This window comes from Sphingopyxis sp. PET50 (assembly GCF_025244705.1).
Lineage (GTDB): Bacteria > Pseudomonadota > Alphaproteobacteria > Sphingomonadales > Sphingomonadaceae > Sphingopyxis.
Map to the genome: position 1 here is coordinate 1759322 of NZ_CP104207.1, position 10549 is coordinate 1769870.

A 10549-nucleotide genomic window follows, 5' to 3' on the forward strand; every position below is an offset into this window, starting at 1 on the left:
CGGGGCCATCGGCTTGACCGGCTGCGGCGTGCGGACGTGGCGAAATCGGTATACGCAGCAGACTTAAAATCTGCCGTCCTCGTGACATGCGGGTTCAAGTCCCGCCGTCCGCACCAGCTCTAGCAACGAAACCGGACGCGCCGCCCCACGTTTAGGACTCTTCCGGTTTCGAACCGCACGGCTATGATGGTCAAGCAATGCCACCGCCTAACGCCACCCCGGGAATCGGATCAGGGATCAAACGCATCGCCGCCGCGGCCCTGATCGCGGCGCTGTTGACCAGTTGCGGCCTGTTCGGCGCGCGCGGGCCGGTGCGGATCGCCGCGATCGGGCCGCTCGACGCCGCGGCGAGCCCCATTGGCGGCGAATTGTCGGCGGCCGACGCCGCGTTGCTCAACGTCACCTCGCAAGGACTGGTGGGCTATGACGGCGACGGCCAGATCGACGTCGGTCTCGCCGAGCGCTGGACGGTCACTGCCGACGGGCGCAGCTATGTCTTTCGCATCCGCGAGGCGAAATGGTCGAACGGACGCAGGGTCACCGCGGCCGACGTCGCCGCCATCCTCCGCTCCTATCTCGGCCCGCGCAGCAGGCATGTGCTCAAGGACGACTTTCCGGAGATCGAGACGATCAAGGCGATGACCGACAGCGTCATCGAAATCCGCCTGTCGGTGCCGCAGCCGGGCATGCTGGAACTGCTCGCCCAGCCGTCGATGGCGATCGTCAACCGCGGTCTCGGCTGGGGGCCGATGCGCGCGAAAAAGGCCGGCGGCGCGATCCGCCTGACGCCGGTGCCGGATCCGCTCGCCGAGGACGCCGAAGCGGCCGAGGCCGCGGCGGACGATCCCGCAGCGTCGATCGAACTCGTCGGCACCTCACCAGCGGGGGCACTCGCGCGCTTCAAGAACGGCTATGCCGACGGGGTCATCGGCGGGCGCTTTTCCACCCTCCCCTATTTCGCCGCCTCGAACATTGGCCGCTCGCGGCTCGTCGTCGACCCCGTACCGGGGCTGTTCGGATTCAGCTTCGTCGGCACCGGCAATTTCCTCGCGGTCCAGGCCAATCGCGAAGCGCTGTCGCGCGCGGTCCGCCGCGAGCGGCTGATCGGCGCCTTCGGGCTTCAGGAATGGGAACCGCAACTGACGCTACGCCCCGATCTCTACTCGCGCGCGGCCGGCCCCGCGCCGCTGCTCCCCGCCTGGGCCGATTTCGACGAACAGTCGCGCTTCGTGCAGGCAAAGCGCGTCGTCGATGCCTGGCGCGCCGACGGGCGCGAGATCGAGACGTTGCGGATCGCCGTCCCCGACACACCCGGCGGCCGCATTCTCTACGCCTATATCGCCGCCGACTTTACCCGGCTCGGCGTGCCCAGCCGGCGCGTCCCCGCCGGAGCGGCGGCCGATCTGCGGCTGATCGACGAGGTCATGCCCAACGACGACGCGCTGTGGGGCCTGCGCCGCCTGTCGTGCCGCCCCGATACCTTCTGCCATCGCGATGCGCAGGAGCGGATCGACGAGGCGGGCGCCGCGACGACCGCCGCCGACCGTGCGCGCCTGATCGGCGAGGCCGAGGAACTGCTCGCGAACCATTCGCCCTTCATCCCGCTCGCGACGCCGCTGCGCTGGTCGGTCGCGTCGCAGCGGCTGACCGGGCTGCGCGCCAACGGCCGCGGCCAGCACCCCTTGAATCGCCTGATTGCCCTACCCAACTAACACACCGTATAGTTTTGGGGCGCCCAAGTCCGGGCGCCGCATGAAAGGACCCCGATGGCCCCTTCGACTCCCGACACCGACGCGATGTTCGATGCGTTGATCCCCAATCGCCGCGACCCCGCCGCGCTGCGCAAGCGCGTCGAGACGCTGGAGATCATCCTCGAACGCAGCTTCGTCATCCCCGGCATCAACCGCCCCGTGGGCCTCGACGCGATCGTCGGCCTGGTTCCGGTGGTCGGCGACGTGATCACCGCGGCGATGGGCGCCTACCTGATCTGGGAAGCCCGCAACCTCGGCATGCCGAAATGGAAGATCTGGCGCATGATCGGCAATCTGGGCTTCGACACGGCGGTGGGCGCGATCCCGATCGCGGGCGACGCCTTCGACTTCCTGTTCCGCTCGAACAGCCGGAACCTCAGGATCATCAAGAAGCACCTCGACAAGCACCACCCCGGCACGATGATCATCGATCAATAACCCGGTCTTCCATCGGGCTGTGTGATGGTGCTAGCACAGCGCCATCCATCCCGTTTCCGGAGACCAAGATGTTTCGCGCCCCGCTTGCCGCGCTCGCCCTCAGCTGTTCCGTCGCCGCGCTCGCCGCGCCGGAGGCCGACGATCCCTATCTGTGGCTCGAGGATATCGAGGGCACGAAGGCGCTCGACTGGGTCAGGGCCGAAAATGCCGAAACCGACCGGCTGATCCTCACCCGCCCCGGCTTCGAGGCCGACCGCCGGCGCGCGCGCGCAATCCTCGACGACGATCGCCAGATCGCGATGCCCGGCGAGGTGATGGGGGACATGGTCACCGGTTTCTGGCGCGACGCCGCCAATCCGCGCGGTCTGTGGCGGCAAAGCCCGCTGGACGCCTATCTGGCCGGAAAGCCGGTGTGGACAGTGCTGATCGACGTCGATGCGCTCGGCAAGGCGGAGAAGCAGAGCTGGGTTTGGCACGGTGCCGACTGCCTCGCCCCCGCATACACCCGCTGCCTCGTCTCGCTCAGCCCCGGCGGCACCGACGCCGATATCGTGCGCGAATGGGACCGCACGACCAAAAGCTTCGTCGATGGCGGCTTCACCGTGCCGCTCGCCAAGAGCGCGGTGACGTGGGAAAGCGCCGACGCGCTGCTCGTCGCGACCGACTATGGGCCGGGCAGCATGACGACCTCGGGCTATCCGCGCATCGTCAAGCGCTGGAAACGCGGCACCCCGCTCGCCAGTGCCGAGACATTGGTCGAGGGCGAGACGGATGATGTCGGCGTCGGCGTCGGCGCCGAAATGGACGGCGGCAAGCGCTGGCCGGTCATCACGCGCAACAAGAGCTTCTACACCAGCACCTATTATCTGCCGAAGCCCGGCGGCGACGGCTATACGAGCACCGTCATTCCCGAGACCGCCGATCTGCGCGCGGTGATCGACGGTCAGGCGATCATTTTCCTCAACGAGGATTACGCCGATTTTGCCGCCGGCTCCCTGCTCGCGCTGCCGCTCGACACGATGGCGCGCGGCGATCAGGTGCCGTTCGTTCCGGTGATGACGCCGACCAAGGCGCAGGCGATCGAAAATGTCGCCGCCACCGACGATGTGCTGTGGGTCAAGGCGCTCGACGATGTCGAGGGCAAACTCTTCGCGCTGCGCCGCGACCAGCCGAACGGACGCTGGAGCCAGAAGGAGGTGCCGCTCGCCACCAACGCGACGGTGCAGATCGGGGGCACCATCGGGGCGCGGAACCAGGTCTTCGCGACCACGGAGACGATGCTCCAGCCGCCGACGCTCTATGCCGTCGGCGAGACCGGCGCGCCGCAAGCGGTCCAGAGCCTGCCCGCCGTGTTCGACGCCAGGGAGATGAGCGTCGAAAAACGCTTTGCGACGTCGAAGGACGGCACCCAGGTGCCCTATTTCCTCGTCCGCAAGAAGGGCGCGAAAGGACCTGTCCCCGCGCTCGTCCACGCCTATGGCGGATTCCGCACCGCGCAGACGCCGGGCTACCTCACCGGCCAGCCCTACCGCGCCGGCCCGCTCGGGCTCTTCTGGGTCGAGGACGGCAATGCCTATGTGCTCGCCAATATCCGGGGCGGCGGCGAATATGGCCCCGCGTGGCACCAGGCGGCGCTGTTCGAGAAGCGCCAGAACAGCTTCGACGACCTCCATGCGGTCGCCGAGGATCTGGTGAAGACCGGGGTCAGCGCGAAAGAAAAGATCGCCATCTCGGGCCGCTCGAACGGCGGCGTGCTCGTCGGCGCCGCGATGGAGCAGCGCCCCGACCTGTACGGCGCCGTGATCTCAGGTTCGCCGCTCAAGGACATGAAACGCTATAATAAATTGCTCGCGGGCGCGTCGTGGATGGACGAATATGGCGACCCCGACAAGGCGGAGGACTGGGCCTATATCTCGAAATATTCGCCCTATCAGAACATCAAAAAGGGCGTGAAATATCCGCCGATCTTCCTCTATCTCTCGACCAAGGACGACCGCGTTCACCCCGGCCACGCCCGCAAATTCGCCGCGCGGCTGAAGGACTATGGCAACACGGTCTATTATCACGAATATATCGAGGGCGGTCATTCGGTCGGCGCCGACCATGCCGAGGACGCGATCCGCGCCGCGATGCTTCACGCCTTCCTGCTGCGCGAACTGACCGAAAAGAAATAACCGCCGATGGGCTCAGTCGGCGGGGGCGTCCAGCGCCCGATCGACGAGCCGCGCGACATCGGCGAAGGCCGGCGCCTCGCACGCCGCGACATATTCGGCGCGCAGCCGGACGACAAGGTCGGCGATCGCGGGAATATCGTCGATCAGGTCGATGCCCTGCCCCGCCGACCACAGATTCTTCCACGGTTTGACGCCTTCAGGCAAATGGTCATAACCCCGGCCGTGCGCCACCGTCGGCTGCGGCAGGTTTTTCGGGTCGAGCCCGAGCCGCTCCATCGACGGCCGCAGCCAGTTGGCGGCGACGCCCGCGATCTTCGGCGTGAACATCAGGTCTTCGGAGTGGTTTCCGACCAGCATCGCCGCATAGGCCGGATCGATCGCCGCCTCCTGCGTGGCGATGAAGCGCGTGCCCATATAGGCCAGGTCGGCGCCCAATATCTCCGCGGCGCGGATCGCCGCGCCGGTCGAGATCGACCCCGCCATCAGCAAGGTGCCGTCGAAGATGCGCCGGATGCGCGGTACGAGCACCAGATGCCCGATATTGCCCGAATGGCCGCCGCCGCCTGCCCCGACGCAGGTCATTCCGTCGACCCCCGCCGCGATCGCCTTTTCGGCGAAGCGCATCGAGACGACATCGTGGAAAATCTTCAGGCCCGCATCGTGGACGCGTGCGGTCAGGTCGGCGGGATTGCCGATCGCGCTGATGATGATGTCGACGCCGTAACGCTTGCAGGCATCGAGATGCTGCGCCGCCTCGGTGGGTTCCATCTTCGTTGCCAGATTGATCGCCAGCGGGCCGATACGCGCGCCGGGATTTTTCTCGGCATGAAGGTCGAGTGCGGCGCGAATGTCCTGTAGCCACGCCTCGAACTGCTCGAAACTGCGTGTATTCTGCCGCGGCAGCGCGCCCATGATGCCCGCCTGGCATGCGGCGATCACCATCGCCGGATTGCTGACCAGAAACATCGGTGCACAGACGGCGGGAAGCACCAAGCGGTCGCGCAGCGCGGGATCGAGAGCCATGACATTCCTCCTCCGCGCGCTCCGGCGCATTCCCCTTAATCATTTATATGTTTTCTCGATGCCCGCATCGCGATTGTCAAGAGTGCGTGCGCGGGGATGTCCGGCGTTCGCGCCGCCAGGCGCTGGGCGATACGCCCGTCGCGGCGGTGAAGACGCGGCGGAACGAGGGAACATCGGCATAGCCGACGAGCTGCGCGATCTCGGTCACCGAGCGGCTGGTTTCGGCGAGCATCGACATGGCGGCATCGACGCGCGTCCGCTGGACGAACTCGCGCGGGCTCGCCGACCCCGCCGCGCGGAACCGGCGGATCAGCGACTGGTGACTGACGCCGAGGTCGCGCGCGAGATCGGAAATCCGAAAGCGCCGGGTGAAGCGGTCGCGGATCCAAAGCTGCGCGCGCGCGACGAAGGGATCGGTCGCGGCCGCCAGCGGCCCGGCGAGCGGGCCCGGCGGCTCGCGCGCGGCAAGGCTGCGTCCGAGCGTGAGCGAGAAGGCCTCCGCGAACAGGCGCGCGACCAGCGCCGCGCTGTCGATATCGCGGCTGCAGGTCCAAAGGTTGCCCGCGCGGCGGATGACATTGTCGGTATCGGCCTGCACGCGCGGAAACAGCCGCCGCAGTGCTCCGACCAACCGCGGGCTCGCCGCGCAGCCGGCCCCGTCGAGCAGACCCGCCGCGGCAAGGTGCAGCACGCTCGCCCCACAGGCCCCAATCTGAATGCCCTCCGCCGACCGTTCGTGCAGCCAGCGGTGAAGCGGCGCAAAGGCGGGCAGCCGCTGCTCGAACGCATCGGGATCGGGCAGCTGGAAGGAGGGAAGGAAAATCATACGCGGCGCGGTCGCCTCGGCCAGCTTGGCCGTCGGCCGGAAAGCCGCGCCCGCCGACCAGTTCGATCCGGTCGCCCTCCGCCGCCAGCAGCCGCAGCCCCGTCTGCATCCGCGCATAGTCGCCGAGCGCGGGGTTGGTCGCGAACACCTCGCCGAGCCGCGCATGAGCGTCGACCATCGCGCCGAGGGGGGCGACATAGCCGGGCGAAGTGACGACGGCGACGAGAAAGGACATAGGGACGATCCGGAATTTTGCCCCTCTATAATGTCAATATCGCCCCTTGTTGTCGAGAGCACCGGCGGCGCACAATCACCGCAACGACGGCCCGCGACAGGGATTGCGGGCGGAGAGGAGCGAAAGGACAGGCCATGGCGACCCAGCCGCTTTACATGCCCGACGCAAAGGATCTCGACGTGATGAGCGTCAAGCCGGTGCGCGAGCTCGAATCCTGCAACCATCTGCTCGACGCTCACGATGCACTGATGCGCTTCCACGACGAGGAAGGCTACATCCTGCTGCGCGGCGTACTCGATCCCGCCTCGGTCGAGGAAGCACGTCAGGCGATGTTCGCCGTGATGGAGCGCCACGGGCTGATCGCGCCCGGCGCGACCGAGCCCGTGTGGACCGGCACCCCCTCGCCCGGCGGCATGGAGGAAAGCCCCGAATTTTCGGGCATCGCGCGGCGGCTGATCGAAAATCCGGCGAATATGAAACTGATGGAGAAGATTCTCGGCGAGCCCGCCTGCATCCTCCCGATCGTCCAGTATCGCGCCTATCCGCCTGGCGGGTCGATCACCGGCGTCCACCAGGACGGCTTCTTCAGCCCCGGCATCCGGAATTACAAGCCGGTGTGGACCCCCCTCACCAATTGCGAGCGCGAGGTCGGCGGGCTGATGCTCGCGGTGCGCCAGTGCAACCGCGGTTTCTTCCACAATGTGGCGAAGACGCCGAGTTCGATTCCGGAGGGCGTGATCCCCGCCGACAGCTGGGCGACGACCGACTATTTTCCCGGCGACGTGCTGATCCTCAATCCCTGCACCCCGCACGCCAGCATGCCCAACACCTCGAACCGCTGCCGGGTGACGATCGACACGCGGGTGCAGTCGGCCGCCGACCCGCGCGTCCTGCTCGCCGACATCGTCGCGGCCGACGAGGACAGCATCCGCGTCCGCACCGCCGACGGCGCCGAGCGCCGCTTCACGGTCGACGACGACACCTTCATCCGCATCGAGCATCCGGGCGTGCGCCAGAAGCGCGCCGACTATGTGCCGAGCGCGGCACCGGGCAAGCGCATCGTCGTCGTCTTCGACGGCGACCACGCCGAAACGCTGCGCCGGGCGTCGGAGAACTGACTTCCGATGGGAGGGCGATGTTACCTGAACCGCGATCAACTCAACACCGTTCGTGCTGAGCTTGTCGAAGCACTGTTCTTCTCTTTCGTTGTCAGAAGAAAGAACGGCCCTTCGACAGGCTCAGGGCGAACGGCTCATATTTGATGCACATCTCTCTTGCGGTGCGAAACCCCCTCGGCCGCGTTCGAACCCAGCGTGCAGAGCGGCAGCGCCGACCCGCCGGCGGCGTTGCTGCTGACCTCCAGGTTCGACATGCCGACGCGCGTCCCCAGGCGCGCGGTGCCGATCGTCTCGACCGCGGTATAGCCGCGCACATGCATCACGATCGCGTCGCTGCGGTCGCAGGCGATTTGCAACGTCTCGCCATTGGCGAGGTGCAGCACGCCGCGCCCGGCGCGCGGGGTGAGCGCGTCGGATTCGAGCTCGACGACGACGTCGCTGTCGACGATCGCGATCGTCCCGCCGTCGCGCCAGACATAGCCGACCTTCAGCACCCGCCCCTCCTGCACCAGATGGATGACGTGCGTCGTCAGGTCCGGCCCGAAGACGCAGGGCCACCAGCGCGTGCCCCGGCTCGTCGACCAGTCGCGCCGCGCCCACGACCGGTCGCGATAGCCGAGCGCGTCGATCGCCACCTCGCGGTCGCCGATGCGGATCGTGCCCCTCATACGGCCCGACACCTCGAAATGATGCGCGGCGCCCGCCAGCTGCCGACCGGGCATGGCGATCGCATGATAGTCGAAGCGCGGGTGGAAATCGGCGAAGCGCAGATCGGCCTCGCAATCGGGAAAGTCGGCGGCGATATGCGCATCGCCGTCGAACAGCACGCGCAGATGCGGCCCCCATCCCATATGCGCCTCGCCCCGGTCGCCCGCGCCGAGCGGCGCGCCGGTGACGTTCGAGCGGAAGCGCAGGCCGTCGTGCGTGAAGACGCCGAAGCAGCTGTTCACGGCCCCGGCGACCGGTTCCTGCCCCAGCCGCCAGAAGCCGCCGACGCCCGCCTGGCGGTCGTGCCAGACGAACAGGCTGCTTTCCTGCCACAGCGGATCGTCGGTCGGGACATGCGGGCGATCGTCGGCTTCGGAGAAGATGTGCATCAGGGCCTCCCGTGGGCGATGGCGGCAAGAGGACGGGCATGACGCGCAGCAGCGACGATCTTCGTGACATATTGAACGATTGGGCGCGCGGAGCGCTCGCGCATCTGGGGGTCGTCACGTTCGGCTCGATCGTCGCGGCCGAAGGCGGCGCGTCGAGCGAGACCTGGCTCGTCGACGCGCGCGTCGGCACCGAAAATCGCCGCTGGGTGCTGCGGATCGAACCGCGCGGGCATCAGGTCTATCAGGACCCGTCGGTCGAGCGGCAATATCGGGTGATCGAGGTACTCGCGGCGCAGCCGGGCCTGCCGGTGCCGGCGCCCGTCGCCTGCGAAACCGGCGCGACGCTGCTCGGCGCGCCCTTCTTCCTGATGGAGCGCGCCGAGGGTGCGGCGCCCCCGAACGGCTATCACCGCGAAGGACTGCTCGCCGAGGCCGCGCCCGCGATGCGCGAGGCGATGTGGGCGGAGGGCGTCGCGCTGATGGCGCGGCTGCACCGGCTCGGCCCCGCGCCCTTCGCCTTCCTCGCCGCGCCTGGCATGGCGCCGGAGGCCGACGGCATCGCGCAGGAACTGGCGCGCTGGGACGCCTACCGGCGCTGGGCCGACATTCCGCAATTGCCGCTCTACGACCAGGCGCGGCAGTGGCTGGACGACCGTCGCCCCGCCCCCATCGCGCCCGGCTTCGCCTGGGGCGACGCGCGGCCGTGCAACATGCTGTTCGCAGGGGGCCGCTGTACCGCGCTGCTCGACTGGGAAACCGCGTCGCTCGGCGGCGGCGAAAGCGATCTGGGCTGGTGGCTGTTCTACGACCGCATGGTGAGCGAAACGGAGGGCATCGCACGGCTCGACGGACTGCCTGGCGCCGCCGCGACCGTCGCGCTGTGGGAGGCCGAGGCGGGACGCAAGGCGCAGGCGATGGACTGGCACCTCGTCTTCGCTCGGCTATCGCTTCGCCTTGATCAGCGAACGCGCGCGCAGCCTGGCGATCCGGGCCGGACGCCTGCCCGCCGACGCGTGGGGCGAGGCGAACCCCGCGGTGCGGCTGCTCCGCGACCTGCTGACCGGTTGACCGCGCGGCGGTCAGACCGCGATATCCTTGTTCCTGTGGTGGAGATAGGTCAGCAGCCCGACCGGGATGCGGCTGCCGCCGTTGACCGGAACGACTGTGCCCGACACCCACGCGCTTTCGTCCGACAGGAAATAGACCGCGAGCGGTCCGACATCGTCGACGGTGCCGAGCCGTTGCAGCGGCACGGTCTCGACCTGCCGCTTGCGCCGCGCGGGGTCGGCCATCGTCTGCGAATTTTCGGTGAGCACCACCCCGGGCGCGATCGCGTTGACGCGAATGCCGAGATGCCCCCATTCAACCGCGGCCGTCGCGGTCAGGCTGTCCACCCCCGCCTTCGCCGCGCCATAATGGGCGGTCGGCGGACAGGGCTGCGACCCGCTGCGCGACGACAGGTTGACGATGCTGCCGCCGCGCGCCGCCATCGCCTTCGCCGCCGCCTGCATCGCGAAGAAGGTCCATTTGAGGTTGAGGTCGACCACCCGGTCCCACTGCCCCTCGTCGATGCGGAGCATCGGTCCGACGTCGGCGGCATTCGCGCTGCCGGCATTGTTCACCCAGCCGTCGATCGGGCCGAACCGGCCGACGGTCTTCGCAACGATCTCGTCGAGCGCGGCCTGCGACATGATATCGCCCGGAACCAACAGATGATCGGCGCCGAGATCGGCGAGTTCCGCCGCCGTTTCCTCGAGCGGCTCCTGCGTCCGCCCGGTGATGACCAGATTCGCCCCGGCCTTGGCGCAGGCGCGCGCGATACCGCGACCGATGCCGCGCCCACCGCCGGTGATGACGATCGTCTTGCCCGCGAGTGAGAACATGCTT

Annotated in this window: 8 protein-coding genes, 1 tRNA gene and 1 pseudogene; 6 read left to right on the plus strand and 4 right to left on the minus strand. The window is 68.1% G+C overall.

The features are described 5' to 3' along the window. The first annotated feature begins 30 nt into the window (after nucleotides 1-30). The 4 genes from N0A20_RS09215 to N0A20_RS09230 all read left to right on the plus strand — a co-directional run bounded on the left by N0A20_RS09215 (nucleotide 31) and on the right by N0A20_RS09230 (nucleotide 4363). Nucleotides 31-116: transfer RNA gene (locus N0A20_RS09215), tRNA-Leu, on the plus strand. A gap of 81 nt (nucleotides 117-197) precedes the next feature. Further along, nucleotides 198-1712 (plus strand): ABC transporter substrate-binding protein, encoded by a 1515-nt coding sequence (locus N0A20_RS09220; protein ID WP_260583621.1) that lies wholly within the window; start codon nucleotides 198-200, stop codon nucleotides 1710-1712. A gap of 54 nt (nucleotides 1713-1766) precedes the next feature. Next, a complete protein-coding gene (locus N0A20_RS09225; RefSeq protein ID WP_260583623.1) occupies nucleotides 1767-2189 on the plus strand; it encodes a DUF4112 domain-containing protein in 423 nt (140 codons plus the stop codon). 68 nt (nucleotides 2190-2257) lie between these two features. Then, nucleotides 2258-4363 carry a prolyl oligopeptidase family serine peptidase gene (locus tag N0A20_RS09230; RefSeq protein WP_260583624.1) on the plus strand — a complete coding sequence of 702 codons (2106 nt, stop codon included), beginning with the start codon at nucleotides 2258-2260 and terminating at the stop codon, nucleotides 4361-4363. 12 nt (nucleotides 4364-4375) lie between these two features. Here the strand turns inward: N0A20_RS09230 and N0A20_RS09235 are convergent, their stop codons facing one another. Continuing rightward, nucleotides 4376-5386 carry an NAD(P)H-dependent flavin oxidoreductase gene (locus N0A20_RS09235; protein ID WP_260583626.1) on the minus strand — a complete coding sequence of 337 codons (1011 nt, stop codon included), beginning with the start codon at nucleotides 5384-5386 and terminating at the stop codon, nucleotides 4376-4378. A gap of 76 nt (nucleotides 5387-5462) precedes the next feature. After that, the gene (locus N0A20_RS09240) at nucleotides 5463-6212 is read right to left on the minus strand and encodes a helix-turn-helix domain-containing protein (protein ID WP_260583628.1); all 750 of its coding nucleotides are present in this window, start codon (nucleotides 6210-6212) and stop codon (nucleotides 5463-5465) included. Between the two features lie 369 nt (nucleotides 6213-6581). On the opposite strand from N0A20_RS09240, the gene N0A20_RS09245 reads away from it, so the two are divergent. Continuing rightward, entirely contained in the window at nucleotides 6582-7565 is a 984-nt protein-coding gene (locus N0A20_RS09245) for a phytanoyl-CoA dioxygenase family protein (protein WP_260583630.1), read from the plus strand. Between the two features lie 134 nt (nucleotides 7566-7699). Here N0A20_RS09245 and N0A20_RS09250 read toward each other — a convergent pair whose 3' ends face one another. After that, nucleotides 7700-8662, minus strand: a complete 963-nt coding sequence (locus tag N0A20_RS09250; protein WP_260583632.1) for a hypothetical protein — start codon at nucleotides 8660-8662, stop codon at nucleotides 7700-7702. A 38-nt stretch (nucleotides 8663-8700) separates the two neighbouring features. Here N0A20_RS09250 and N0A20_RS20655 point away from each other — a divergent pair. Continuing rightward, nucleotides 8701-9414, plus strand: a pseudogene (locus N0A20_RS20655) (phosphotransferase family protein); the annotation flags it as partial. Between the two features lie 327 nt (nucleotides 9415-9741). Here N0A20_RS20655 and N0A20_RS09260 read toward each other — a convergent pair. Beyond that, complete coding sequence (locus N0A20_RS09260) at nucleotides 9742-10545, minus strand: SDR family NAD(P)-dependent oxidoreductase (RefSeq protein WP_260583634.1); 804 nt, start codon at nucleotides 10543-10545, stop codon at nucleotides 9742-9744. Nucleotides 10546-10549 lie beyond the last annotated feature (4 nt).

Excerpts from the sequence above, each read along its gene's own strand:
- N0A20_RS09225 (WP_260583623.1), top strand. The coding sequence starts at position 1,767 with ATGGCCCCTTCGACTCCCGACACCGACGCGATGTTCGATGCGTTGATC.
- N0A20_RS09240 (WP_260583628.1), bottom strand. The coding sequence starts at position 6,212 with ATGATTTTCCTTCCCTCCTTCCAGCTGCCCGATCCCGATGCGTTCGAG.
- N0A20_RS09230 (WP_260583624.1), top strand. The coding sequence starts at position 2,258 with ATGTTTCGCGCCCCGCTTGCCGCGCTCGCCCTCAGCTGTTCCGTCGCC.
- N0A20_RS09235 (WP_260583626.1), bottom strand. The coding sequence starts at position 5,386 with ATGGCTCTCGATCCCGCGCTGCGCGACCGCTTGGTGCTTCCCGCCGTC.
- N0A20_RS09250 (WP_260583632.1), bottom strand. The coding sequence starts at position 8,662 with ATGCACATCTTCTCCGAAGCCGACGATCGCCCGCATGTCCCGACCGAC.
- N0A20_RS09245 (WP_260583630.1), top strand. The coding sequence starts at position 6,582 with ATGGCGACCCAGCCGCTTTACATGCCCGACGCAAAGGATCTCGACGTG.
- N0A20_RS09260 (WP_260583634.1), bottom strand. The coding sequence starts at position 10,545 with ATGTTCTCACTCGCGGGCAAGACGATCGTCATCACCGGCGGTGGGCGC.
- N0A20_RS09220 (WP_260583621.1), top strand. The coding sequence starts at position 198 with ATGCCACCGCCTAACGCCACCCCGGGAATCGGATCAGGGATCAAACGC.